We start from the raw sequence: 25,260 nt of genomic DNA on the forward strand, positions 1-25,260 counted from the left end.
GTCATATTCATTTAAATGGAAAAACTCCCGCTATTTGCGCCGGTTTCGTGAGAATTCACGAAATCCGGTCAAATTAACGGGAGTTTTTCCTTATATATTCCCTGCGAGCTCATCCTTCGAGCCATTTAGAGGGATATTTTCCAGTTATCTTCATTTAGCAACAGAAAATTCATTGATCCATCTCGCAATCTCATGTCCCGCAAAAAGTTCGGTAAGGACCGGATGTTGGCGCCGGCAATGCTGCGTACTCAGCTTGTTCGGAGGTATGTGCATAGGGGTTCGCAAGAACTCCCAGCAACCTTTCCATCACGCTGTAATCTCCATGCTTCGCTGCGGCTTCCAGTGCCTCTTCTACCCGGTGGTTCCGCGGTATGACAGCAGGATTGCTGCTGCGCATCAACTGATGCGAGGAAGCTTGCAGTTCATCCTGCCTGCTAAGCCTTGCCTGCCAGCGTTCATGCCACTGCGCAAATTCCGTAGTGCCGCATAAGAACATCTCTTCCCTTTTATCAAAAGTTAAAGCAAGGAAAGTATTCGTATAGTCTTCTCCATACTTTTTCATCATACCAAGCAGGTCATCGATCAGAGACACATCGTCCTGTTCTTCACTAAAGAGGCCCAATTTCGCTCTCATTCCCGAAAGCCAGTTCCGGTGATACATTTCGGAAAAAGTGGCCAGCGCGGCTTCAGCGATTTGAATCGCCTGTTCTTCATTTTCATTCAACAGCGGCAATAAAGTTTCTGCGAATCTCGCCAGGTTCCACGCAGCAATGCGCGGCTGATTGCCATAAGCGTAGCGCCCTTGTGTATCGATAGAGCTAAAAACCGTTGCTGGGTCATAGGCATCCATGAAGGCGCAAGGACCATAATCAATGGTTTCCCCGCTAAGGGCCATGTTGTCGGTGTTCATCACGCCATGAATGAAGCCCACGAGCTGCCATTTGGCGATCAGAGCGGCTTGACGCTTAATCACTTCCTTAAGCAGCATCAGGTACCGGTTCTCATCTTGATCTACTTCGGGAAAATGTCTTTGCAAGGTGTAATCAGCCATAGCCCGGAGATCCTCTTCTGTGCCAAACTTGGCAGCAAATTGGAAGGTGCCGACGCGCAGATGACTCGCGGCTACGCGGGTAAGAATCGCACCCGGCTGCTCGATTTCGCGATACACCGTCTCACCGGTGGCGACCACCGCTAAGCTGCGTGTTGACGGAATGCCAAGCGCATGCATAGCTTCGCTAATGATGTATTCACGCAGCATCGGTCCCAGCGCTGCTCGGCCATCACCTCCGCGGGAGTAAATCGTCCGCCCGGAACCTTTTAGCTGGATATCGACACGCACGTCTTGAGGAGTAAGATGTTCTCCCATCAGATTCGCCCGACCGTCCCCCAACATGTTAAAGTACCCGAATTGATGACCTGCATAGGCTTGTGCAAGCGGCAAAGCGCCTTCGGGAATCTCGTTGCCGGCAAGCTGCCCCACGCCTTCTAAGCTTTGCAAAGCTTGGGCGTTCAAGCCAAGTGATGCTGCCAACGGACCATTCAAAATGACTATTTCAGGAGAACTTACAGGAGTCGGTTGTAGACGGCTATAAAATAATTTCGGCAGACGCGCATAACTGTTGTCGAAATGCCAACCGATTTCCTTGTCATTTTCGCTTTCTTGAATTGAAATTTTATCCATAATGCCCTCCTTCTATCATCGCTTAACGCTATTGATCAGTTCACTAATCATATCATCCGATATCTTCTCCAGCAAATCTGAAAATCATCATCGCCCAGCGGCAAAAAAAGTGCCAAGAACCCTTGTCACATCAGGGTTTCTTGGCATATCAATCATGAGGCTGATTTTTTCTTGTTTTTCACGTTCTTATTCAGGAAATGGATAAGTGCTTGATAGAAATCACGTGCGTTTTCCAACTTGTTAAAACCGTGTCCCTCATTTTTCTTGAGCATATAAGGAACGTCTACATCTAACTTGCGGAGCGCTGCAACGATTTGATCCGATTCCGCTTTATTCACGCGAGGATCGTTCACACCTTGGGCAATCATCAGCGGAGCTTTGATTTGATCAACATGCAGCAGTGGCGATACATCTTCCAGCAACTTCTTATCTTTCACCGGGTCGCCGACCTGCAGGTACATCACCGGAAGATCGAGCTCCCAATACGAAGGCGTAGTCTTCATAAAAGTAAGGAGACTGGACGGCCCAACATAATCTACGCCGGCCGCGTACAAATCAGGAGTAAACGTCATGCCAGCCAGTGTCGCATATCCGCCATAAGAGGCCCCGTATATCGCTACGCGCTCAGGATCTGCCGTCCCTCGTTGGATCAGCCAGTTCACACCGTCGGTAATATCGTTCTGCATAGCTTTGCCCCATTGCTTGTCCCCGGCATGCAGAAATGCTTTTCCATAGCCGCTGGAACCCCGGAAATTCAACTGCAGTACGGCATATCCTTGGTTGGCAAGCAACTGCGCTTCCATATTATAGCCCCAAGAATTGCGACTCCACGGTCCCCCGTGCGGATTGACGACAACAGGCAGTTTCGTAGCGGCAACGCCTTTGGGAAGCGTTAAATAGCCATGGATCGTCAATCCGTCCCTGCTTTTAAAAGAAATCGGCTGCATATCCGCCATCTTTTTCTCATCGATCTTGGGCTGCATATCGGCAATTTTGTCGAGCTTATCCGTCTTACGGTCGTACAAATAATAGCTGCCGTAAGATTTATCGCTTCCCGTGTACAAAAGCAGCACGTCCCTGTCCGGCGATCCGATCAGGCCCCAATGGCGGGTTTTCAGCTTTTCTTCGATTGTATGGGACAGCGCTTCAAACTCTTTGTCCAAATACTGCATTTGCATGTCATCCGTCTCATACGAGACGGCCAGAATGGACTGCTTCTTAAAGGAAACGATGATATCATTAATATCCACATCGTTATTCACATAAAGAACTTCCGTCTCTTTCCTCGTATTCGGATCATATTTCACTAAAGCCATCTTATCTCTTCCTACATTGGAAACCGCGTAGATTTGCTCATTATTAAAGGTGAAAAGTGCAGGAAGAAAGGTATCACTCGCGTTAAACGTGTCTATTATCGCAAAGGCTTTGTTCTCGTCTTCCCGATAGAGCAGACTAGTCTTTTCACCGTCTCTGGCGAGCGCCGCCCGGACTCTCCCCCAGTTGTCCGTCGCCCACAGTTTAACGTTTCCGGGATTTTGCGCGTGCATGTTCGTTTCTCCGTTGCTCAGCTTAACCCTATACACGTCCATAACTTTGGGATCGCGCTTATTCATTGTCAGCAAGAGCTCTAGATCGTTTTCATCCTGCGCAGGCAAAACATCGAGAAGATCCGCCTTTACGTTCGGATATGGAGTCAGATCGCTGTCGCCGGAACCGTCGACTTTAACGGCCCGGATATGCGTGTTTTCCGTCCCGCCGCTATCGATCGAATAGACGATCACCTTATCGGTAATCCAATACATATGACCGATATTTTCGTCTTTGGAACTCGTCAGCCGGGTACTTTGCTCCTCACCGACCTTTTGAATATACAGGTTCATCCGGTTTTCCCATGGCTGCAGGTAGGCCAGCGTTTTGCCGTCGGGCGATAGCCGCATCGCCGCTTTATTCGGCAGCTGCAAGAAGTCATCCAGTGTGTAGGAACCTTGCGACGTCTCTTCCTTCTGAGATATCGTTCGATAGATAAACAACACTAGCTGTGCGCGGGTCACCTGATCCTGCGGCATAAACGATAGCTGATCCGTTATAAAATTTTGCTTCAGCTTTATGACATCGTCATGATGGACTTTGGAAATAACAGCTTCATCCTTAAGCCAAGCCTGGATACCGTTATCCTTAAGCTGAAAAGCACGAACCAGCAAGCTCGCCATCTGCTCCCGTGTAAGAAGCGAATCCGGCTGATAGAGCCCATCATTGCCCTGGACAATGTTTTGTTCTTTCAAAGCATTAACCGCCTCCGCATACGGGCTGGTTTCCGCTACGTCTTTAAATGCATTCAGCGATTTCGGCTTGTTCAGCTTTAACGCTTTACTGAGCCATTCTGCGGCATCCCCGCGCGTTACGGCATCATTCGGATGAAAGCTGCCGTCTTCCTCTGCATCAATAATGCCTTTCTGCTTCAGAAGGGTGATTTCTTGACTCGCATAATAATCTCCGGGCACGTCTGGATAGGCAGCCGGATCGCTGCTCGCCTGAGCGCCGATCGGAAGCGCAGCCGTCGCAATCCATACCGCCGCCAAAATCGAAACTACCCCTCTTTGAAAAAAAATCTTCATACTCACCCTCCTGCATCGTACATGCAACAATAATACGGAACGCATCCCATTATATACCAGAAAATACAGTATGAATAGACTACTAGAGTAGATTTCAGCATGCATGTATGAAAAAGGCGGATAGGCGGAAAATAGGGTAAAAAAGTTCGCTGATGGGAGAAGCAATCAACATGAGCATAACATCATTGCTGCGTGAACCCTCTAAACGAAAATTGCTGTTCAGCGCGGGAATAAGCTGGCTCTTTGATGCCATGGATGTAGGGATTATTTCCTTTATCGTGGCCGCGCTGGCCGTCGAATGGAAATTAGGGGCTCAGCAAATTGGCTTCCTGGCTGCCATTAATTCAGTCGGAATGGCCGTTGGTGCAGCAGTTGCAGGCGCAAGTGCAGACCGCTACGGACGTCGTGCCGTCCTTCTGGCGACGCTGCTTATTTTTTCTGCGGCAAGCGGACTCTCTGCGTTAGCAACAAGCTTTATGATGCTATGCGTTCTGCGCTTCATAACTGGCTTCGGTCTTGGCGGTGAGCTTCCCGTTGCTTCCACACTTGTTTCGGAATCGTTCTCTGCGAAAGACAGGGGACGCGCCGTTGTACTGCTGGAAAGCTTTTGGGCATGCGGATGGATTGTCGCGGCATTAATTGCCTATTTCGTCATACCTGTTTACGGTTGGAGAACCGCCTTTCTCATAGGCGCACTGCCCGCATTGTATGCTATTTATTTAAGAAGAGCTATTCAAGATTCACCGCGATTTATCGAGCAGCGCAGTCGCAAGTTGACATTCAAAGAGCGCATCGTCTCGGTTTGGTCAGCCAAATACCGCAAATCGACAGGCACGCTTTGGGTGCTTTGGTTCATTGTGGTTTTTTCTTATTACGGCATGTTTCTGTGGCTGCCAACGGTAATGGTTTTGAAAGGCTTTAGCCTCGTAAAAAGCTTTCAATATGTCTTGATCATGACATTAGCGCAGCTTCCCGGCTATTTCACGGCAGCTTACTTGATTGAGAGATTCGGTCGCAAATTTGTGCTTGTTACTTATTTGCTGCTGACGGCTGTAAGCGCACTATGGTTCAGCACGGCCGGTACGGAAGGAAATCTGATTGCAGCAGGCATTAGCCTGTCGTTCTTCAATCTTGGCGCATGGGGGGCCATGTATGCCTACACGCCCGAGTTGTATCCTACCGGCGTTCGCTCGACGGGCGTAGGTTTTGCCGCAGCATTCGGACGTATTGGCGGCATCATAGGTCCGTACCTTGTAGGCTTGCTCGTAGCTATAGGCCACAGCATCACCTCGATTTTCATCATTTTCTTCGTCGCCATCTTATTCGGAGCGCTAGCACTGTTGTTCTTCGGCAAAGAAACAAAAGGAACTGACCCGGATGAGGCGATTAACGGGAACGGATAGGAATTGGATTTCGGAGTCCGGTTCAGGGGAACACAGTCACAATGACGCCATCCATATTGTTGCCTGAAATCTCATAGTGACGATCTCCTGGAACTTGAATGGTGGTATTTTTAGAAATCGGATAATATGAAATCTCATACTTCACACCTTGAACAGTAGTCGAAACCGACTTTTGTTCTTTCAGATAATCCAAGTACTGTTCCAAAGATAAATTCTTCTGCTGCATAATCACACTGTGAGGCAAACCAACGTATCGGAAATGCCAAGGTTCATATTGGATGCCGGTTACGGCCGTTTTGTCTTTGGGATAACGTAAAATAAACCCGTACATCGATGCATTTTTCGTAAGCCAAATGCCCTCAGGAGCTTGACTCATTTCCTTTTGCGAAGACCCGATATCAAGTGCCAATCCTAAGTTATGTTCGCTGTAGCCCGCTGGCAAAGCATAGTCTGGCCCCATTTCTTTATAAAGCTGACTTTGTTCTTTGTTGGTTCGATAACCGCTGTTTATCATAAAATGACTTACGCCCTCTTTGTCGGCTGCTGCGACCATCGTTGAGAAGGATTGCACCACCCGCTGCGACAATTGAACGGTACGATCCAATAAGCCAAACCCCTTAACCAACTCCTTATGCTGAAACAGATTGACCACATCCGTTTGCATGCCCGCTTGATGGACAGGATACTCTTTATTAATCAATACTAGATTCCCTTGGTAAATCTGATCTTTTGTAACTCCTACCGTAAGATTGTTACTTCCGGAATTCACCGAATGCGCTTCATTATTTTCCTTCCCTTGATCGCCGTTCGCGGCTTCCGGTTCTTGGTGAAAAGCTTGATAGCCTAGCAGCACGATGATGACAAGCCAAAAAACCCACTTCTTCATTCTGTTCCCTCCTTAACCTTGCATGCGTACAGGATAGGACAAACTGTTTAAAAAAGAAGTGGGGCAAATATAAAATTTTTCTTAAATGTAATCGGTCATTGCGGTAAACGCACTTCAAAGAGTGTTCGAATCAAATTGCTTTGAACAGAAATCGTTCCTTGATGCTGCTCCACAATATTTTTCGCAATAAATAACCCTAGGCCGGTACTCCCACCTTGATACGTGCGAGCTTGATCCCCGGTATAAAACATATCAAAGAGATACGGCAGTTCTTCTTCAGGAATGCAATTGCCATAATTGATGATGTGGACGACCACATCGTTGGCATCCGTATAACAGTGGATATCCACGAATTGTCCATCTTTTCCATATCGATTAGCATTCGTCAACAGATTTTCAAATACCCGTGCCAACAACTCACCATCACACCAAATTTTCAATTGCGGAATGATCTGCAGTCTGACCGACAAATGACTTTTCTCAAAAACAGGATATAATTCTTCACTGAGTTGGTTGAGAAGATCGCTTAAATCGATTTGCTTTTTTTCAATGGTCAGCATGCCGTAATTCATTCTGGTGAGTTCAAACAGTTCATCAATCAGCTTTTCCAATCTCTGTGACTTGGTAAAAGCAATGGTCGTATAATGTTTAATTTGCTCCGCAGTCAACTGATTGTCATGAAGAATAAAATCCAAATAACCTAAAACCGAAGTCAGCGGCGTACGCAAATCATGGGCTAAATTCAAAACTAACTGATCCTTGCTGCTTTCTGCAAAATCGCCTCTCTCCACCGCTTTCTGCAGCTTCACACTAGCCATATTGATATCTTCAGCAATCTCCTTGAACTCGTCATTCGATGAAATGTGTACACGGCTTTGAAAATTACCGTTGGCAAGACGATGAATACCTGCCGAAATCTCATTGAAATAGGTTGCATAGGGCTTGGTGAGGAAAAAGAAAAATAAAATAGCAAGCGGGATAAAGACGATTAAAAAGAAATTAAGATCTCCGAAATTGTAGATCATGTGACGAAATTTGGCTAAGGGTTCATCGACCCGCACACCCATATAATAAAGTTGCAGCACTTTATAAAGTAAGAACGTAATGATGCCTGAGAAAAGCAGGCTAAGACCTAATAACACGATCATTTTAAAACGAAAACTTCGCATCATTTTAGCCATTGAATGTGTATCCTACACCCCAAACGGTTTTGATCCATTTGTTTTTATTGTGATCTTCGCCAAGTTTTTTTCGCAGGGTACGAATATGCACCATAACCGTATTGCCGCTTTCATAGTAGGCTTCGCCCCACACTTGCCGGAAAATATTTTCCACACTAAATACTTTCTTGGCGTGAGCAGCCAGCAAATACAGAATATCGAACTCTTTCGGCGTTAGTTCGATATTTTCACCATACTGAATGACTGTCCGCTGGTCAGGATCAATCGTCAATCCACCCGCTTCAATGACAGATTTGCTTGCTGCCGCTGGCATGTTCAATTGCGTGGATCTGCGCAGCTGGGCATTCACTCGGGCAACAAGTTCCATGGGATTGAAAGGCTTGGTCATATAATCGTCCGCCCCCATCACCAATCCCGTGATTTTATCCAAATCCGACGATTTGGCACTCAAAAAAATAATCGGCATATGATGTTGTTCCCGTATTTGACGCGTTACTTCATAACCATCCAGCTTAGGCATCATGATATCTAAGATCGCCAAATCAATCGAGTGCGACCCAATGGCGCGAATGGCCTCTCGCCCATCCGATACTTTGATCAAATGGTACCCTTCCTTTTCTAAATGCAAAGCAATCAGATCTGCAATCTCCGCTTCGTCATCCGCTATCAATATCGTTGTAGGCTTCATAGAGATTTCGCTCCTATAGGATAGTAAACCGGATCTTCAATGGGTATCCGTTCCTTCTTATTCTACCCTAATTTGCCTCTTTCGCCCATTTTCTCCGAATTAACGCTGTGCACCCGCGGCTTCATGATATTGGTTCATCAGAGCCGTCAATTTGGCCGCGGCATCGTCGGAGAAGATCAACTCGAGATTGGCATGGGATTCCTGAGCTGAGATGGATGAATAGGCGAACATCTTCTCCTCGTAGACACGGACCGCCTCATTGACGTCCCCATGTCGGACAATGGACAAAGCGAGCTCCGCGGCATCTTGCATGGCCAAGTTCACACCTTCTCCGGCAAACGGAGACATCAGATGGGCCGCATCGCCGATTAGCGTAACGCCCGGTTTGTGAGCCCATTTGAGGCCGACAGGCAGCGTATAAATACGTCTCGGAGTCATTGGGCCATCAATGGCTCGGATATAATTTTTCAACGAATCGTCCCAATCGTGGAAATGCTGCAGAAGCAGCCGCTTGGCTTCTTTCAGCTCATCGAACGGAATGCCGCAGGTGTCCAGCCACTCGCGTTCCGCTTGGAACGCTAGGTAAACACAGAGGCGTCCGTCCCCATTCAGCTGTCCCAGAATGCCTTTATGGTCATCAAGCGCGAACAATTTGCCGCGTCTGTTAAATGCAGCGATGTCTGGATGTGCCGTTGCGACATTATCCAGATAAATCTCGATCATGCTTAGTCCGCTGTAGGCAGGCACGGAATCGGTCAGAAGCGGACGAATGCGGGAGAAGGCACCGTCTGCAGCTACAACTAGGTGGACAGTATCTACATGCCCGTTGTCAAAGTGCAGTTCATGCATGCCATTGGCCAATGGGATCGCTTGAACCAGATTATATCCCCAGTGAATGCATGCAGGGTCCACGGAATTCAGCAGCAGCTCGCGCAGCGTACCGCGATCAATCTCCGGTCGATCCCCCTCGTGGAGCTCAGCCACTTCGTCCATGTAAACTTTGCCGGTTTTGTCCAGAAGCCGGAAATCTTGTCCCTCATACCGGGCCAGTGCTTCGAATTGTTCGATTAATCCCGCCTCGCGGAGCGCTCTTTGCCCGGAATCTTCATGAATATCTAAGGAGCCGCCTTGCATGCGGCTTGCGGGGGATGATTCGCGTTCATAGACGACGGTTTTTATGCCATGCTGCTGAAGGATTCGCGCCAGCGTCAGCCCACCGGGGCCAGCCCCTACGATGGCAATGCGTTGTTCTTGTGCTTGCGTTGTTTGATTCATAATCGACACCTCGGATTTGGATTTTATTTATCAACTACCGAAAGTATACGATTGGCATTTAAACTGAATATTAACGGAAAGTTTACGTGCAGCAGCACCTGTCCAGTCTATGTCTCATCACGCTTCGGACATAGCGGCCGTTATCTTCGCGCAAAGCATCGTGTCTCTCTGCTGACGGACAACAGCGTCCTTATTTGCCAATTTCGGGGGGAATTCAGTCTCCAATGAGTAAGTAACAGCGCTGATATCCGTTACATAATTGAAAAAAACGACCCCTGAAATCAGAAGCCGGCTTCATAATAAAATATAATGGATTATTCCGGTGCAATCGGCACAACCATGTTCCACGTATTGGCAGCTCTCGCGAAGCCTCCTTCTCCATCCGCCGTTGCTGCGAACAAGTGCGTCGGTTTCCCGTCCTGGAACAAAATGAATGGCCGCTCAAAGCTTCCCATCATCGTCTCAGAGCCGTCATCCCATTTAATTTTCCTGGAATATGCTTTAGGATTATCCGATAGATGCCATGTCAATCCGTCTTCGGAATAAGCTTGGATACCTGCATGCATCTCCCCGCAGATACGGCCGTCCATATCTTTGGCAATAAGCTCATAGCGCTCGCCCGTATGCCATACAAACGGGTCTTCCAGATGAAATTGTGCTGGCGGAAATACCGGATCTTCGCTGACTACGCGGTAAGAACCGTCGAATCGTTCTGCGCGCGCCGCGCCGATCATCATTTGACCATGCACATTCCCTTCATACTGACGCGCTTTGTAAATCAGCAGTACGGTGCCGTCCTCATGAATACAAGGTGCGGGATTAGAGGTCAGGAAGCTGTCAAACCGTCCTGGCCTAGTAGGTAGAATCGGAGCATCGCTTCGTTCCCAAGGGCCGAAGACGCTTTTGGAAGTCGCCAGGCCAACTCGCTTATTGGCGCGGGCAACAATACAGCGCGGATCCGAAAGGCCGAATTCTTCTCCTGGCTTTACGTCTTCCAAAGGGTGTGTAGAACCCATGTAATAAAGCACATAGGTGTCCCCGTGTTTCGTAATATGCGGATTATGGGTGCTGCGGCCATCCCAATATTGTGCTCCGCGCGCCGGGAACACAATCTCCTCGAACGTATAGGGTCCTTCCGGCGTATCCGAAACTGCCCTTACGACTTCCGAGTGAACAAGCCAGCCTGGGTGCATCGGCAAATGTTTAGGCCAACGGGATGCAAACATGTGAAAGCGTCCGTCTTCGCCTTTCACGACGGAACCGCACCATACCCAATAACCTTCCATTCGAAATCCACCGTCTCTCGGGGCTGGCAGCAGCCTGTCATATAAGCCTCGATGTTGTTTTGTCATCTATCTCACCCTTTAGTCAAAGATTTATGAAAAATGGTATTCCGAGTTGGACGAAGCACGTACGTCTGGCCGGCTTGCGTCGCGAATTCAATTCCTGCTTCAGAGCATGCATCCACTAAATCAGACTCCCCCGAGACCGTGAGCTGTAAATCGCTTTGAACTTTACAGAGCCCTCCGCTAATTGAACGGATCACTGCCTCTGTCAGATGGCCATTGTCCCATACGAGATCGACCTCGAATCCGCCTCTAGCCCGCAGCCCCCTTACGCGTCCGCTTCGCCAAGCAGACGGCAAAGCCGGCAGCAGCCGAATAGCCCCGGCGTGCGATTGCAGCAGCATTTCGGCTATGGCCGCCGTACCGCCGAAGTTGGCATCGATCTGAAATGGCGGATGATCGCCGAATAAATTCGGGTGCACGGCATGACTTAGCAGCTCATGGAGATTATCGTAAGCCTGCTCGCCGTCCTCCAGCCTTGCCCAGAAATTGATAATCCATGCCCGGCTCCAACCGGTATGGCCGCCTCCATGCTGCAGCCTGCGCTGCAGGGTTACTTTGGCCGCTTCCGCAAGCACCGGCGTACCGCGCCTAGTAATTTGCTCTCCAGGATGCAGCCCAAACAAATGAGAAATATGCCGATGCCCAGGCTCCGGTTCGTCATAATCGACTGACCATTCCATCAGTTGACCGTGCTGACCGATTTGCGGCTCAGGCAGCCTGCTTATCGTTCGAACCAGCTCTTCCCGCAAGGCGTCGTCGATACCAAGCAGCCGGCTTGCTTCCACGCAGCCGCTGAACAAGGCGAAAATCAGCTGCGTATCCATAGAAGGACCCATACAGAGGTGCCCGATGTTGCCATTTGGCAGTTGGTAGCTGTTCTCAGGTGAAAGAGACGGCGCCGTAACCAGCCTGCCTTGATCATCCTCAACCAGATAATCAAGGAAGAATTCGGCGGCTTCCTTCATGACTGGGTAGGCGCGCCCCGCAAGGAAGCTGCGATTCTGGCCGTATCTGTAATGATCCCAAAGATGCAGAGCCAGCCATGCGCCCCCCATCGGCCAAATGACGGCAGGCATATACGTTCCCTGAACGGCGGTATCCGCCCAAATATCGCTCGCATGATGGACGACAAATCCACGTGCTCCGTATACCGTCTGAGCGGTGCGTCGGCCGTTAACGACGAGCCTGTCCAGGAAATCGAACAACGGCTCATGGCACTCGGCAAGATTAGCGGTTTCCGCCGGCCAATAATTCATTTGCAGATTAATGTTCGTATGATAATCAGCTTCCCAAGGCGGCGTATGACTCTCATTCCATATACCCTGCAGATTAGCCGGAAGCGTTCCAGGCCTTGAGCTCGCCATGAGCAAATACCGGCCGTACTGGAAAAATAACGCTGCCAGCCCGGGGTCCTCGCCGCCTTCCTTTAGCCGCCGAAGGCGTTCGTCCGTAGGCAGATTCGTGATGCCGCTGCCGTGCGAATCATGCAGTTCAAGCTCAACCCGCTTGAACATCGAGCGGTGATCTTCCGCGTGGTTCCCGCGTAGCACCGCGTATCCCAAAAGAGCGGCTCGCTCCGCTTGCTCCAAGCATTTCGCCATAGGATCCGCGTGCCGGAACGTTGTTTGCGCTGTCAAAAGCAGCGTTACCGAATCCGCGCCGTTCACGGACAGGTAGCCGCCGTGCATCCGCAAGCTTCCACCTTCGGTAACAGCTTTGAGCATGGCGCAATATGTGATGCCATCCGGGCCGCACTGGCCTGACATAACCAAGGTATCGCCGCCAAGGACTTCCATACGTCCATCAAATGGACGGCGATTGAGACTTGCATCCAACGTCAAACTTGCAGGCTCGCTTGCATACATACGGATCACAATCGCTTGATCAACCGCACTGGCAAACATTTCTCTTCGATACGAAATCCCCTGACAAGTGTAGCTTACAGATATGATACCGCTTTCCAAATCAAGCTCACGGTAATAATCGGTTATTTCCCCGTCCATGCCCTCAAAATGCAGTGTAAGATCGCCAAGCGTCTGATATGGCGCGAAGTGCTGCGGGACCGATGTCATCGTCAGCTTGGCTAGCCGCTCCGCTTCTTGCGGACGGCCTTCAAACAATAGGCTGCGAATTTCATTCAAATGCTTTAGAGCTTCGGGATTGTCGCGCTGCCCAGGACCGCCATACCAAACAGAGTCCTCATTCAGCTGAATTCTTTCCTGTTTGAGTTGGCCAAAGACCATCCCGCCTAGTCTTCCATTGCCGATTGGGATTGCTTGGACCCAAGTTTTTGCAGGTCGATCATACCATAGCTTCACATTCGCACTTTCCATTCATGGCGTCCTCCTTCTTCTGCTACCTCACCACGCAAACGTAAGGTTATCGATAACTCTATTGTATGTCTATATAATTTCTTGTCAATAAACGATTTTTTCACCCTATCTTCTGAAAACAAACTTCATCATTAATGGTTACAAAACGACAACGGTTTTCGAGCAACATTTTACACAAAATCCGTTAATCTATGAAAAAGGAATTACTAGAGCAAATTCCTATCCAATATAGAAGGAGGACTTATCGTGGCACACAAAGTTGTCAGTGATGAAGAACTGCTGATGCTGCTGTCCCCCATTGACGAGAACCAGGAAACGAACTTAACGGAGAAACCGAAACTCACCATGAAACTGCTATTTGAACTTATCAAAAAACTCAAGGAAGAAAATATCGTTCTATCCAATCGGGTAACCGAATACGAGCTTAAGCTGGAACTTCATCTTCAAACAAAAGCTGAAATTGCCAGTACCTTGGAAGTTCCTGACCACATCGAACCTGTCTCTACATTCCAAATGAACAATGAACTTGAGCGCGTGCTCCCTCACACCGCATTAGCGCCACGCTCCGTTCGTCATCCTTCTCACAGGAAAAAGCCCATCTGGATTTTATTTATCAAAGAGGCTGCGAGATATTTCGTCCGACGCCGCAAAATTTTTATCCATACGCCAAAAAACGGCTTCTGAACATATTCAGAAACTGGCCATCTTACAAGGATAAACGGCTTCGTCTTCCTTTTAGGACGTGCGCGTTTGTTAAGGTAGATGCGAAGCAAAAGTATACTTTCTTATCTACTCAAAAAAGCGGCTTGCCCGAAGGCAAACCGCTTTTCCTGTCCTTTTAAAACCGTGGTAAATTGGATAAATTGTTGCTTGGATCCCCATCCGGGTAAGAACGCAGCGTCTTTTCCCCTTCGCGATTTTTTCCGGTGTTCACATCCTCAATTAATCCAGCCTCTGTCATCGCAATTGCATCCGCAATATCGACAACTCTGCCGTCTTGGAATTGGACCGAGCTTATGCCGCCATTTCCATAATGAACGGCTTGAATGATCGCCTTATTCGGATCGATGGTATGCGGACCTGCGCCATATTGAGTGCCATCTCTCATAAAAGTACCGTACTGCGTAGGCTGACCGTTGGGACCATAGCCTGTATACCCGCCTTGGAAGCCCACGTTGCGCGCATCGGCATGATTGATCCCTGTATTTCGCTGACCGTATGGGGCATTCATGTTGCCGGAAGAACCCGGGACAGGCATTCCGCCCTGATAAGTCTGGTATGGATTAACATCGTTACGGGCTTGCGGCATTGACGTTTGTTGACCGCTTGATTGATACATCGGTTGCATCATGCCGTAAGGTTGGCTTTGCATATTCGGATTCGGTTCTGGAACACGTCGGCGTCTCGACATTTGGATCGACTCCTTTGTTTTCGTTATATGGCTGCCACCTAACTAGCATGCGCCACACACGCGTATCCTATGCCTTTATCTGCGCAAGCCCATCATATTTCCAGAAGCATACCTTCTTAATCCCCCATAAAACACACCGATGCCGCCTACGCAAAGCAAAAGAGTCACGCCAATTGCGCCCAAAATAAAAGGTACGTCTGCTTCTCGTAACAATCCGATCGGCAAGTAGCTGATAAATCCTGCTGGCAGCACGGTAAATAGGACAATTTTGCCTAGACCGCGGAAAATGCTGGTTGGATAAGTTGTAAACGTAAGAAGTGCATTATACAATTGAAAACTCAACCCTTCCGTGCTGCCTAACCAAAAAGCAAGACAATTCACAATCACCGTGAAAAACAAGAAAATCAATGTCGAAAGCACCATCGCCAGCCCAAATTTAATAAAGCCTAACCCCGACTTATCGCCGAAAGCGATATAGATCAATAGTGCGAAGAGCATATCACCAATGGCACTTACCGACATGCGGCTTATGAGAACATGCAGCAGAACCGGTTTCGGCTGCGTCAAATAAATATCCAGCTGTCCTGTTGCAATCAGATTCGATATCCGCATCGCATTGCCGAAGAAAGCAGCCATCGTGCCAAAACCCCCGGCCGCTATTGCCCAGAGCATCATCACATCTTGAAGCTCCCATCCGTTCAAGACCTGAAACCGGCCAAAATAAATCCCCCAAAATACGATCCAAACCACATTATTGACGATCATCATGCCGGCTGTAAGAAGAAAGCTCAATCGAAACTCCATGGCTCCCGCCAGATTCAACTTCCAGCAATCCCAAACGAAACGAATCAAGCGCTTGAACTTGCCGGGTTGCCCCATTTCACTGATTGCTGCTGATTTGCTATCCACCGTTAACATTGAGCTTTGTCACTCCTTTTCGGTACACCACAGATACGATTACACCAATCACAAGCATCCAGATGAACTGTGTCCCAAGCACTCCTGGCAAATTGGACATATCGAATGCAACGGTTGTTTTGGCTGGCAAATACACGATAGCTTGAAAAGGAAGCCAATGACCTATTCGCTGAAGAACGTCAGGGAAAAGCTCTAGCGGCATCAGCATACCGCCTATGGTAAACAAAAATTTGTTATACACAAATTCTAGTCCCCGCGTCTCCTCGACCCAGAAGGCACAAAGCGCTAGCACCATATTTAACAAAAAGTTAACCGTAAAGCCGCACAACGCAATGAACGGGAGCCATAACAAGCCATAGCCGAAGTGCGGGGGGCCAATGATGATCAGTCCCAGAATGGCACCGAGCGCTGCATTAACGATAAATCGCACCACCGCTTCACTCATATATTCCACATAGTGAAACACGACAAAATTGACCGGCCTAACAAATTTAAAAACGATATCCCCGCTCTTTACTTCTTCTTCAACGCGGGTGCACAAGCTCGGACAGGCGAGGATCATCGATTCCGTAATGACTAGATACCACATGATTTGCTTAAAGCTATAACCGGCTATCGTGTCTGTTCCTTCACCTTGAAACGTCGTCTGCCATAACTGAAGAAAAATATAAAGAATCAAGAGCAGGAATAAAGAGCGAATGAGAAAATCAGCCACATAGGCAAGTTGATTGCGCAGGGTGATTTTTCCGATAAAAGCATATTTAACGGATTTGCTCAAGGAGTTCATGTTCCATCCCTCCCTTGCCGTACTCCCCGTACATGCGCGTGATGATCTCCTCCATGGGCGGGTCCTCTACGGTGACGTCGACGATCCGGTGAGCTGCCATGATTCGGGACAACGCCGCTTCAATCGTGGTGACTCCCGTATCCACCGACAGCGTAAGTCGGGCTCCGCTCTTATCGAGCACGGTCACGCCTTCGAGCTCCACCCAGCCAGGTTCATCCTCAAGCACAAGGCGAACCGTCTTGTGGGTCATGAAGCACTGTTTCATCACATGTACGCGATCATCGAATACGATACGACCATGATTGATGACGATTGCCCGGTCGCATAGCCGCTCAATGTCCCCGGCATCGTGCGAAGTGAGGAATATCGTCGTTCCTTCTTCGCGTTTCAGCTCTAGGATGAGCTCTCGAATACGCTGCTTAACGACGACATCCAGCCCAATGGTCGGTTCATCCAGAAATAACACCTGAGGACGATGCAGCAGGGAGGCGGCAATTTCACAGCGCATCCGTTCGCCTAGCGAAAGCTTTCGAACGGTAGTGTGCAAATAAGGCCCCAGCTCAAATCGCTCAATAAGATTGTCGCGACGCTTGATATAGTCACTTCGCCGCAGCTCGTATATTCGGCTCATCAGCTCAAATGTATCGATAGGCGGCAGGTGATACCATAACTGCGACTTTTGTCCGAAAACAGAGCCAATACGATAACTGAGCTTGTTGCGCTCTTTCCACGGACAACAGCCGAGCACTTCCGCTTCGCCGGTTGACGGGTGCAGAATCCCTGTCAACATCTTGATCGTTGTTGATTTACCGGCGCCATTCGGCCCGAGGAAGGCAAGTGTCTCCCCTTGCGCAGCGGAGAATGTAATGCCTTCAACGGCTGACTTTTCCACATATTGCGGCCTTATCAGCGCTTTCACGCTTCCTGCGAATCCTTCCTCTTTTTTCTTCATCCGAAAAGATTTCCCTAACTGCTGTGCGCGTATCGACGTCTCCATGTCTACCGTCCTTTCATTCACTGCAGCAAAAAAGACCTCTCGGTCCGTTTCGCCTATGCAGGCGGAACTTTCCGAAGGTCTTTTATCCCTTACGGTGTAGCACGTCTCGATCGTGCCGACTTCGCTCGGTTCGCCATCCGCATGGATTCGGATCCCTAGAAGCCCTTCCGTTTATTTTCCACATCTTAACACATCATGTCATGTACAGACAATACTTTTTACGATCAATTTTCAGACTGCCCAAGGGAATCAAGCTCTTCTCTGAGCACAGCCGATTTTTGCTGGGCATCCTCAATTTGGGTCTGAAGCTCATGGATTTCCTCCTCCGCCTCGGACAATGCAGCCGCGGTAGCCTGCGAGTGAAGCTCTTGAGCTACCTGCAGGGTTTGTTCCGCAGCCTGCTCCGCTTGTTGTGCAAACTGTTTAATTTGTTCGATGTTTTGCTTATTTTCATCTTGACTTTGTTGATCTTCTTGTGGCATAAAGAAACCCCCTGCTCGAATTTTCCATACAGGATTAATTTTAGTAAAATGGGCCGATCTTATTCTCAGAATTTCCCCGCTTCTACCAATTTCCTTCTTTCACTGCTATACTTACAGCATGTAAACGTCAAAGAGGTGACAACTGCCTATGAACATCATTAAAGTCAAGGACCGGCACGAATTAGACAAAAGAATCCCCTCTATGCCATGGTATATTGAGAAATTCATCAACTACAAGCTGCCCGATCTTTCCCCTTCCTCCTTGCTGGAATATGTGCGCGATTACGAAATTTTCCTTTCTTGGCTCTTGGCCGAAGGATTAAGCGCGGCCCCGGTTATGAATCAAGTTCCGTTGGAAGATTTAGAGAAATTGCATATGGACAGCGTAGATAACTTCCGCATGTTCCTTGCTACTCGGAAAGAACAAGCTAACGTAAAAACGACCATTAATCGTAAACTGTCCGCACTTCGCTCCCTGTTTCATTATCTAAGCCAAATTGCGGAAGACGATAATTTCTACCCGCTTCTTAAGCGAAATGTCATGGCCAAAGTGGAGATTAAGCGCTCCCACAGGCCAAAGGATACGGCCGCCAAGCTCGAGGGAAAGCTGCTGCAGGAAGAGGAAATTGCCCAGTTTATCGACTATGTCCAGAACGGTTACGAGCATGATGTCGCTTCCAACAAGCAAGCCATTTACTCCTATGAACGCAATAAAATAAGGGATATATGCATCATAACGCTGATTTTGAATTCCGGTTTGCGCGTGTCAGAGGTTTTCAATTTGAACATGGATGATATTGATCTTAAGAAAAAGCTGACCCATGTTTATCGTAAAGGAAAAAACGACGATACGTTCAAAACTCCAGTCTATTTCCGCCAAGAAGCCATTCAAGCGCTAACTGACTATATGGCTATTCGGCAAACGCAGTATAAACCGGTCAAAAAAGAAAAAGCCCTCTTCCTTGCCATCGCAAATGGCAAAAAAGAAGGCGTCCGTATGACCAAGAGGGCTATTCAAGAGCTTGTGATCAAATACGCAAAGCGTTTCGGCAAGCCCTACTTGTCCGTTCACAAGTTGCGGCACTCGTTCGCCACAGACTATTACTTGCAGAACGATTTGTACAAAACGCAAGAGCAGCTCGGACATGCCTCGCCAGAAACGACGCAAATTTATGCCCATCTTACAGATCGAACCATGTCCGAAGCGATTGATAAACGGTTGGAATCCTGAAGCTTACTTCAGGATTTTTTCGATTTGTTCCAATTCTTCCGGAGCAAATTCCAAATTTTTCAGAGCTGCGACGTTTTCTTCAATTTGCGAGACGCGGCTTGCCCCGATCAGCGCTGAAGTGACGCGTCCGCCGCGAAGCACCCAGGCCAGAGCCATTTGCGCTAAGCTTTGACCACGGCTTGCGGCCAACTCGTTTAGCTGAATAATTTGGTTCAGCTTCTCTTCTGTGATGTCCTTCGTATTCAAGAATTGGCTTTTCCCGCCTGCCCGCGAATCACTCGGAATGCCGCTCACATATTTGTTCGTCAGCAAGCCTTGCGCTAGCGGACAAAACGCAATACTGCCCACTCCGAAATCGTCCAGAACATCCTGAAGCCCGCCCTCGATCCAACGATTCAACATACTGTAGGAAGGTTGGTGAATCAAGAGCGGTGTCCCAAGACCTTTCAAAATCGCAGCCGCTTCCTTCGTTTGTTCTGCCGTATAGTTGGAAAGCCCCACATACAACGCTTTACCTTGACGAACAATTTGATCTAGCGCTGCCATTGTTTCTTCAAAAGGCGTGTTCGGATCCGGTCTGTGCGAATAGAAAATATCGACGTACTCGAGTCCCATTCGTTTCAAGCTTTGATCCAGCGAGGATACTAAGTATTTCTTGGAGCCCCACTCCCCATATGGACCTTCCCACATGTAGTAGCCCGCCTTTGTCGAAATGATCATTTCATCGCGGTACGCGCCTAAATCGCTCTTCAGCACCTTGCCGAACATTTCTTCAGCCGATCCCGGAGGCGGGCCGTAGTTATTCGCCAAGTCAAAATGTGTAATTCCCAGGTCAAATGAACGCAGCAGCATCGCTCGTCCGTTCTCATGAATATCCAATCCGCCGAAATTGTGCCACAGCCCTAATGAAATCGCCGGGAGCTTAAGTCCGGACTTGCCGGAACGATTATATTTCATTTCTGCATAACGAGTTGAACTTGCCTGATAAACCATGTTCTTCCTCCTTCAAATGTCCGTACAAAAACTTACGGTGTAGACATCTATTAATATTTCACCAATTAATGGTTTCTAAGTACAGTATAGGCGAACCCGGACAACAAAAAAAGAACTGAAAAAAACGTGTCTTACTTACCTTGAGGTGAGTATGACCGCCTTTTCCACTTTCTTCGGTCAACAAGAAGGAGACCTAGCCTGCGGCTAAGTTCTTGTCTAAACCCATACGTTTGAGCGTGGGGTGGGAATTGGGTATAGGACTCCGACCGTTTCTTGAAATCGTGTCCATCCCATACCCATCCCCTTTTTGTTCTACTTTGTGCTGCCTCCGACTTCTCCTACCCCGATACGGTTGAAGGAGACCTATATCTCACCACGCTTCGGACACAGCGGCCGTTATCTTCGCGAAAAGCGTCATGTCTCTCTGCTTGTGGACACCAGAGACTTTATTTGCCGATTACGGGGCGAAATCAGTCACCACGTGAGCAAGTAACAGCAATGGTGTCCGTTACATGTTCGAAGGTGTCCTTTTCCACCTAATAAGGGCTTCCCTGTCCGTCAGCGAGGACAGACCCAGTCATGCCAAATACGCTTATCCCAAACAGGGGATGCCTCGCCCATACTATGGGAACTCAGTTCCCTTATTTCGGTGAGAAGCGGTATTTCGGCACCCAAGGGGGAACTACAGGGCCTTATTCGCCCTCCATCTTCCAAATATGTGACCAACTTGACGAAATAGCGGACCCGAGATCCCTTTCCCTCGTCCAAAAAGGTGTTTTCAACAGAATAACGCCCTATAGTTCCCCCTATCCCTCCTACGGGGCCTAAATCAACAAAAAAACTGCCGAGTCTCCCCGGCAGCTTTAGATTTACTTACATTTGCCGCAGCCGCAATTGCATTTGCTCTTTGGCTTATAAATTTCTTTTTTGGTAAGCAACGCTGTTGATTTCGCAGTCCCGCGTATTCCGGCACAACGCAAACAGTCAGCAATACATTGGTTTCGGCCAACGACGAACAACCGTGTACAGACATTACGGCAATAACGTCCGCAGTTCGGTACTGCACCTACATTTCCGAGATAAGCGCTTTTTTGCATACCTCAAGCACCGCCTTTTCCTTTGGTACTATAAGGTATTCCTGTGCTCCTAGTTACGGTTGTACGGTTCAGCTAAACTTTTTGCTTATTTTGCAACGAAAGCACCAGTTCAATGCCGTATTCCTGCAGCCATTTCGTTTTTTCAAATGTATTTTGAATAATATCGATCAGCACGCCTTGCGGATCAACGCCATCTGCATATCGTCCCAAGAAATGAATAAAAACATCCAATCTCCGAAGCTCAATCAACAACGGAAGTACTTGAATTTCTGCCTCTTTTAACGCAACAGACTGCCCGTAACCCTCATAAAAAGCCGTACAATTACGTTTCAGCTCATCTTTGGAAAGCGCCGGATCAATCAAGTCCGACAAGCAGACAGCGATTTCCATAACGCGAAGATCTTTGGTTACAAACTCAAAATCAAGCACCGCTGTAATTCGGCCGTCCCCATCAACAAGCATATTCGATCCGTTTATGTCTCCATGGACTAGCTGGTGAGGCAGTTTTCGCAATGCGGGAATCGCTTGATAAAAGGCTGAAAACCGTTCAAAAATGTATGTTAGCTCCTCGCGCAGTGCAGAGAACGTTTCCGGAGGATGCAAACAGAACTCATGAATCGCATCCGGCGTGCAGCGGGGATGAATGTTGTCAATCTCATAGTACGGCGGATACACAGGCTTTAGATCGACAGATACCGTTCCGAGAACGGCAGAGAGCTGACCGACAGCCGCTCCAAATTGTAAGATTTGTTCGGAATTCATCCAGGTTGGATTCATCCCATCTGTAAATGTAAACAAAGCTGCGAGCTTCCCTTGATTATGATCCAACTGGACGACAGTTCCGCCGTCCGGCAGCTCGATCGGCACCGGAATGCGATACGGCAGCTGATTTTTGCGCTTATTAAGCGCCAAAAGGATCCGATGCTCAAACATGATTTTATCGATATCCCGATGTGTTTCGTATAACCGCATCACATAGGTGCTGCCGGCCACCTCGACAAATCGTGTTGTATTATTCATTCCCCCCATACCTGTACGCATCGACCATGTTTGACCAGGAAACCAGTATGCAGGCAATAAGGCTAATTGCTCCTCCAAATCTTTTACGCGCATAATTGTATTCGTCAGCTCACTTTCACTAAACCTGATTGTCGCCTTCCACCGCGAATTCGAAGTCCTCCACATCAAAGGCCTGTACTGGAATGCTTGCTCCAATCAGCCTTTCGATAAAATCGAACTGATCTGTCAATAATGCCGCTTGCTCCTTGATCGCAGTTAGAATTAACTCGGTTTCAATCGGGTCGAATTGTTCGCCGTACGCTTCGTTATCAATGGCAAATACAACCATTAAGGTCACGTGCTCGTTGATCGGAAGCGGAGGACTTTTGCGCCATGGAACGGCAAGCGCTTTTTCAATTTTTTTCTTATTAAAAGATTCCTCGAAGAACGCGATCAGCTCGCCAATCATTTGCTTAACGAATCCGTCGTCTTCTTCCTCCAGCATAATCGGCTCGCTGCCGGCCTGCAGCTCATATAACTCTTGAATGCTGGTATAAGGGATTAAGTAAGTAACAGGCTGCCCCGGCAGCATCAACTGACCGTGTACGGCGAGCATGACTGCCTCTATAATAAACGTTTTGCTCATGTCTAATCATTCTCCTTCCTCTAAGGCTGCTTCAGTTTTATTTCGCTAGAAAGCCTTAGAAATCCTTTTTTCAACTGGCAAATTAGCCATGTCACAATCGCATAACAAAAAACCGTAAGCTCTAGCGATCTCAATGATCACCTGAACAAACGGTTCAAAATCATTTTAAAGACTCCCATCGACAGCCTCACGATCCTCGTACAACGGAAGATAAGGTTTCTTTGAAAATCGATTCGCATAGGCCGACGCTACATAACAATCCGGCTTAATGACAGGAACCATCCCGACAGATGCTACTCGCCGCACCATCTCTTGGACGAATTTGGCCGTTCGGTTCTTCGTCACATCATCCCCAGCATCAATATGGATATACATATCGAAAGAGGCTCCCTGGTACAGATGAGGAAGAACGATATTTTCCATATCTTGTCGTTTAGCCTCGTCAAAGTATGTGGCGATCTCTTCACTGAGCGCAGTTTCCATCGACAGCTTTTCTTTAATCGAATGCATGGCCCGGTGGACAATCACTTGACGATAGCACGCCCATGCTCCTTTACCACAACGCTGAATAACTACACCTGTTATGAATTTGGTGTGGCCTGGGTGTACCTGACAATCCGTTCCGATAATAAATTTGTAGATAGCTGCAGGGTCTAGCCGCATGAAATGCAAAATTCTCTCATGAACCGTATCCAGGTTTAGTCCTCTTTCCGTCGTGTTCCGAAATTCCAGTGGGTGGTTTGCCGTCGAAGTTTTCAAAGATAAGGTTCTTCCTTTCTCCTTAGAATCAGGAAGAAGCGGATGCTGGCCTCATGCATCCGCCCCTATCTATAGTATATGGCAAAACTCCTCTGATCGAACCATCACTTATCGTAAAACGCTTCCGCCGTATAAAAAGCGGTTCTCCCATTGCTTTCCTTCGATCGTATCGAACCGCACGCCACCGGATTCGACGGAGTACGTATGCAGTATGTTTCCATCCCCTAAATAAAGCGCAACATGCGTAATTGGTTCTTTAAAAGCATTCATATTGGCATAGTCAGAAGCTTTGCTGCCTTTGTAGGAGCTGAAGAACATCAAGTCGCCACGCTTTAATTTCGTCCAATCTGTGCTAACAGGACCTAAGGAACGAACAAACGTGCCTTGTGATGCTGAATCGCTCGGTACGGAGAAGCGTAAAGCATCCCAGAACATCGTTTGCACAAAATCCGAGCAATCGAACGTTGTCGTGTCGTTTCGGTCGGAACCATACTCGTACGGTGTTCCTAAGTAACTATTGCCTGCGGCAATAACGGCTTCAATCTCATCCGCCAGCGGCATATTGGGCACTGCAACAGAGAAATCAGTTAGCATATATTTGCTGCTCGTGCTAACGTAACCGCTTGTACCGTTCGCGTCCTGGATTTTGTACCAACTGTCATTGACTTTATCGGTTACGAGAACTTCTTCCCCTTTGCTTAGCATCCGAATAACTTTGGATCCGCTATCGGAAGAAGGAAGCGTGCGAAAGTTAACGCCATAAATGATTTGCGCATTGCTGATGATTTTTATGTATTTACTGTTCGTAGATACATAACCGATCACACCCTGAGCATCTTTGACTTTATACCAATTTGAAGAGACATAATTCGTTACGGTTACTTTTTCATTTGCTTTCAGCAAACGGATCACATTGCTTGACGTGTTCGGTTGAGATCTAAAACTTACGCCCGAAACGATTTGCGCCTTGGTTGTAACACCCTCAGCAGCTGAAATTGCCGCTGGGAAAACAAAACTAAGCACTAAAGCAATCATGCTTAAAACCATCGTCCATTTTTTCATCGCCTCAACCGCTCTCCCATGCTGTCATATTTTTCGTTCATACCCTAATTATAGGTTCATTGTGTATTGAGCGAATATAGGCGAATGGTTGCGTTTTTTGTCGATTGCTTACTGGAGCTGCATGGCTGCGTACCTATTGACGATACGGTTTAATTTTCCACTTTACGGACCTCTGATTTTCGTGTAGGAAGCCAAAATAGAGCGTGATTGGCGTCATTCTTCAGCTTCACATTGCACAGCTTCATCTCCCTTTCCTCAAGCTCGATAATTTGCCATTCCTCGGCAGCTAAACCTTCAATGGAGAGAATAAAAGCATGCACTTGCTCCTCAGCTTCCTCTCGCTCGGACCAATATTTCACGCCATAATAAGCAAGATCATAATTATTGACCAGTGTGCATGTGTAGAGCTGATCTGTTCTTTTGTTTTGCATAACAAAGGGCATCACGGTTTCCTCCATCAAAAAGGC

At 48.0% G+C, this 25,260-nt stretch carries 22 protein-coding genes; 3 read left to right on the forward strand and 19 right to left on the reverse strand.

Annotated features, from left to right (window positions below; translation table 11 throughout):
- Positions 1-190: 190 nt before the first annotated feature.
- Both GC097_RS24295 and GC097_RS24300 read right to left on the reverse strand, forming a co-directional pair.
- Positions 191-1,681, reverse strand: coding sequence for a protein adenylyltransferase SelO (locus GC097_RS24295; RefSeq protein WP_171685891.1), 1,491 nt, complete (start codon positions 1,679-1,681; stop codon positions 191-193).
- Between the two features lie 152 nt (positions 1,682-1,833).
- Complete coding sequence (locus GC097_RS24300) at positions 1,834-4,296, reverse strand: S9 family peptidase (protein WP_171685892.1); 2,463 nt, start codon at positions 4,294-4,296, stop codon at positions 1,834-1,836.
- Between the two features lie 170 nt (positions 4,297-4,466).
- On the opposite strand from GC097_RS24300, the gene GC097_RS24305 reads away from it, so the two are divergent.
- Positions 4,467-5,699, forward strand: coding sequence for a niacin permease NiaP (locus GC097_RS24305; protein ID WP_171685893.1), 1,233 nt, complete (start codon positions 4,467-4,469; stop codon positions 5,697-5,699).
- A 22-nt stretch (positions 5,700-5,721) separates the two neighbouring features.
- Here GC097_RS24305 and vanY read toward each other — a convergent pair whose 3' ends face one another.
- The 6 genes from vanY to GC097_RS24335 all read right to left on the reverse strand — a co-directional run bounded on the left by vanY (position 5,722) and on the right by GC097_RS24335 (position 13,411).
- Positions 5,722-6,585 (reverse strand): VanY-A/VanY-F/VanY-M family D-Ala-D-Ala carboxypeptidase, encoded by an 864-nt coding sequence (gene vanY / locus GC097_RS24310; RefSeq protein WP_171685894.1) that lies wholly within the window; start codon positions 6,583-6,585, stop codon positions 5,722-5,724.
- Positions 6,586-6,680: 95 nt separating this feature from the next.
- Positions 6,681-7,766 carry a HAMP domain-containing sensor histidine kinase gene (locus GC097_RS24315; RefSeq protein WP_171685895.1) on the reverse strand — a complete coding sequence of 362 codons (1,086 nt, stop codon included), beginning with the start codon at positions 7,764-7,766 and terminating at the stop codon, positions 6,681-6,683.
- The gene (locus GC097_RS24320; protein WP_171685896.1) at positions 7,759-8,454 is read right to left on the reverse strand and encodes a response regulator transcription factor; all 696 of its coding nucleotides are present in this window, start codon (positions 8,452-8,454) and stop codon (positions 7,759-7,761) included. Before GC097_RS24320 ends, GC097_RS24315 begins: the two co-directional genes overlap by 8 nt.
- A gap of 99 nt (positions 8,455-8,553) precedes the next feature.
- Positions 8,554-9,729, reverse strand: coding sequence for an FAD-dependent oxidoreductase (locus GC097_RS24325; RefSeq protein WP_171685897.1), 1,176 nt, complete (start codon positions 9,727-9,729; stop codon positions 8,554-8,556).
- A gap of 314 nt (positions 9,730-10,043) precedes the next feature.
- Positions 10,044-11,081 (reverse strand): glycoside hydrolase family protein, encoded by a 1,038-nt coding sequence (locus tag GC097_RS24330; protein WP_171685898.1) that lies wholly within the window; start codon positions 11,079-11,081, stop codon positions 10,044-10,046.
- Positions 11,082-11,086: 5 nt separating this feature from the next.
- Positions 11,087-13,411 (reverse strand): glycoside hydrolase family 95 protein, encoded by a 2,325-nt coding sequence (locus tag GC097_RS24335; protein ID WP_171685899.1) that lies wholly within the window; start codon positions 13,409-13,411, stop codon positions 11,087-11,089.
- 246 nt (positions 13,412-13,657) lie between these two features.
- Between GC097_RS24335 and GC097_RS24340 the strand changes: the two genes are divergently transcribed.
- Complete coding sequence (locus GC097_RS24340; RefSeq protein ID WP_171685900.1) at positions 13,658-14,095, forward strand: hypothetical protein; 438 nt, start codon at positions 13,658-13,660, stop codon at positions 14,093-14,095.
- 154 nt (positions 14,096-14,249) lie between these two features.
- Here GC097_RS24340 and GC097_RS34465 read toward each other — a convergent pair whose 3' ends face one another.
- The 5 genes from GC097_RS34465 to GC097_RS24365 form a co-directional block, all read right to left on the reverse strand.
- Positions 14,250-14,822, reverse strand: coding sequence for a DUF3892 domain-containing protein (locus GC097_RS34465; protein ID WP_246294438.1), 573 nt, complete (start codon positions 14,820-14,822; stop codon positions 14,250-14,252).
- 75 nt (positions 14,823-14,897) lie between these two features.
- The gene (locus GC097_RS24350; protein ID WP_171685901.1) at positions 14,898-15,740 is read right to left on the reverse strand and encodes an ABC transporter permease; all 843 of its coding nucleotides are present in this window, start codon (positions 15,738-15,740) and stop codon (positions 14,898-14,900) included.
- The gene (locus GC097_RS24355; RefSeq protein WP_171685902.1) at positions 15,724-16,527 is read right to left on the reverse strand and encodes an ABC transporter permease; all 804 of its coding nucleotides are present in this window, start codon (positions 16,525-16,527) and stop codon (positions 15,724-15,726) included. The genes GC097_RS24350 and GC097_RS24355 overlap by 17 nt, the downstream gene beginning before the upstream one ends.
- Positions 16,502-17,524, reverse strand: a complete 1,023-nt coding sequence (locus GC097_RS24360; RefSeq protein WP_171685903.1) for an ABC transporter ATP-binding protein — start codon at positions 17,522-17,524, stop codon at positions 16,502-16,504. Before GC097_RS24360 ends, GC097_RS24355 begins: the two co-directional genes overlap by 26 nt.
- 224 nt (positions 17,525-17,748) lie before the next feature.
- Positions 17,749-18,006, reverse strand: coding sequence for a hypothetical protein (locus tag GC097_RS24365; protein WP_171685904.1), 258 nt, complete (start codon positions 18,004-18,006; stop codon positions 17,749-17,751).
- Between the two features lie 148 nt (positions 18,007-18,154).
- Between GC097_RS24365 and xerS the strand changes: the two genes are divergently transcribed.
- Complete coding sequence (gene xerS / locus GC097_RS24370) at positions 18,155-19,237, forward strand: tyrosine recombinase XerS (RefSeq protein ID WP_171685905.1); 1,083 nt, start codon at positions 18,155-18,157, stop codon at positions 19,235-19,237.
- 3 nt (positions 19,238-19,240) lie between these two features.
- On the opposite strand, the gene mgrA is transcribed toward xerS, so the two are convergent.
- The 6 genes from mgrA to GC097_RS24400 form a co-directional block, all read right to left on the reverse strand.
- Positions 19,241-20,230, reverse strand: a complete 990-nt coding sequence (gene mgrA, locus GC097_RS24375; RefSeq protein WP_171685906.1) for an L-glyceraldehyde 3-phosphate reductase — start codon at positions 20,228-20,230, stop codon at positions 19,241-19,243.
- A 1,169-nt stretch (positions 20,231-21,399) separates the two neighbouring features.
- Positions 21,400-22,440 carry a phosphotransferase gene (locus GC097_RS24380; protein ID WP_171685907.1) on the reverse strand — a complete coding sequence of 347 codons (1,041 nt, stop codon included), beginning with the start codon at positions 22,438-22,440 and terminating at the stop codon, positions 21,400-21,402.
- A 25-nt stretch (positions 22,441-22,465) separates the two neighbouring features.
- Positions 22,466-22,972: an ADP-heptose synthase gene (locus tag GC097_RS24385; protein ID WP_171685908.1), complete on the reverse strand. Its 507-nt coding sequence runs from the start codon at positions 22,970-22,972 to the stop codon at positions 22,466-22,468.
- Positions 22,973-23,137: 165 nt separating this feature from the next.
- The gene (locus GC097_RS24390) at positions 23,138-23,731 is read right to left on the reverse strand and encodes a ribonuclease H-like YkuK family protein (RefSeq protein ID WP_171685909.1); all 594 of its coding nucleotides are present in this window, start codon (positions 23,729-23,731) and stop codon (positions 23,138-23,140) included.
- Between the two features lie 108 nt (positions 23,732-23,839).
- On the reverse strand, positions 23,840-24,793 hold the full coding sequence (locus tag GC097_RS24395; protein ID WP_171685910.1) for a C40 family peptidase: 954 nt from the start codon (positions 24,791-24,793) through the stop codon (positions 23,840-23,842).
- A 149-nt stretch (positions 24,794-24,942) separates the two neighbouring features.
- The gene (locus GC097_RS24400; RefSeq protein ID WP_171685911.1) at positions 24,943-25,224 is read right to left on the reverse strand and encodes a hypothetical protein; all 282 of its coding nucleotides are present in this window, start codon (positions 25,222-25,224) and stop codon (positions 24,943-24,945) included.
- Between the last annotated feature and the right edge of the window lie 36 nt (positions 25,225-25,260).

The sequence above is a fragment of the Paenibacillus planticolens genome (genome assembly GCF_013141725.1).
GTDB classification, from domain to species: Bacteria; Bacillota; Bacilli; order Paenibacillales; family NBRC-103111; genus Paenibacillus_E; species Paenibacillus_E planticolens.

Bases quoted from the DNA above. Each gene is read 5' to 3' on its own strand.
- GC097_RS24295 (WP_171685891.1), bottom strand. From the start codon at position 1,681: ATGGATAAAATTTCAATTCAAGAAAGCGAAAATGACAAGGAAATCGGT.
- GC097_RS24300 (WP_171685892.1), bottom strand. From the start codon at position 4,296: ATGAAGATTTTTTTTCAAAGAGGGGTAGTTTCGATTTTGGCGGCGGTA.
- GC097_RS24305 (WP_171685893.1), top strand. From the start codon at position 4,467: ATGAGCATAACATCATTGCTGCGTGAACCCTCTAAACGAAAATTGCTG.
- vanY (WP_171685894.1), bottom strand. From the start codon at position 6,585: ATGAAGAAGTGGGTTTTTTGGCTTGTCATCATCGTGCTGCTAGGCTAT.
- GC097_RS24315 (WP_171685895.1), bottom strand. From the start codon at position 7,766: ATGGCTAAAATGATGCGAAGTTTTCGTTTTAAAATGATCGTGTTATTA.
- GC097_RS24320 (WP_171685896.1), bottom strand. From the start codon at position 8,454: ATGAAGCCTACAACGATATTGATAGCGGATGACGAAGCGGAGATTGCA.
- GC097_RS24325 (WP_171685897.1), bottom strand. From the start codon at position 9,729: ATGAATCAAACAACGCAAGCACAAGAACAACGCATTGCCATCGTAGGG.
- GC097_RS24330 (WP_171685898.1), bottom strand. From the start codon at position 11,081: ATGACAAAACAACATCGAGGCTTATATGACAGGCTGCTGCCAGCCCCG.
- GC097_RS24335 (WP_171685899.1), bottom strand. From the start codon at position 13,411: ATGGAAAGTGCGAATGTGAAGCTATGGTATGATCGACCTGCAAAAACT.
- GC097_RS34465 (WP_246294438.1), bottom strand. From the start codon at position 14,822: ATGTCGAGACGCCGACGTGTTCCAGAACCGAATCCGAATATGCAAAGC.
- GC097_RS24350 (WP_171685901.1), bottom strand. From the start codon at position 15,740: ATGTTAACGGTGGATAGCAAATCAGCAGCAATCAGTGAAATGGGGCAA.
- GC097_RS24355 (WP_171685902.1), bottom strand. From the start codon at position 16,527: ATGAACTCCTTGAGCAAATCCGTTAAATATGCTTTTATCGGAAAAATC.
- GC097_RS24360 (WP_171685903.1), bottom strand. From the start codon at position 17,524: ATGGAGACGTCGATACGCGCACAGCAGTTAGGGAAATCTTTTCGGATG.
- GC097_RS24365 (WP_171685904.1), bottom strand. From the start codon at position 18,006: ATGCCACAAGAAGATCAACAAAGTCAAGATGAAAATAAGCAAAACATC.
- xerS (WP_171685905.1), top strand. From the start codon at position 18,155: ATGAACATCATTAAAGTCAAGGACCGGCACGAATTAGACAAAAGAATC.
- mgrA (WP_171685906.1), bottom strand. From the start codon at position 20,230: ATGGTTTATCAGGCAAGTTCAACTCGTTATGCAGAAATGAAATATAAT.
- GC097_RS24380 (WP_171685907.1), bottom strand. From the start codon at position 22,440: ATGCGCGTAAAAGATTTGGAGGAGCAATTAGCCTTATTGCCTGCATAC.
- GC097_RS24385 (WP_171685908.1), bottom strand. From the start codon at position 22,972: ATGAGCAAAACGTTTATTATAGAGGCAGTCATGCTCGCCGTACACGGT.
- GC097_RS24395 (WP_171685910.1), bottom strand. From the start codon at position 24,793: ATGAAAAAATGGACGATGGTTTTAAGCATGATTGCTTTAGTGCTTAGT.
- GC097_RS24400 (WP_171685911.1), bottom strand. From the start codon at position 25,224: ATGCAAAACAAAAGAACAGATCAGCTCTACACATGCACACTGGTCAAT.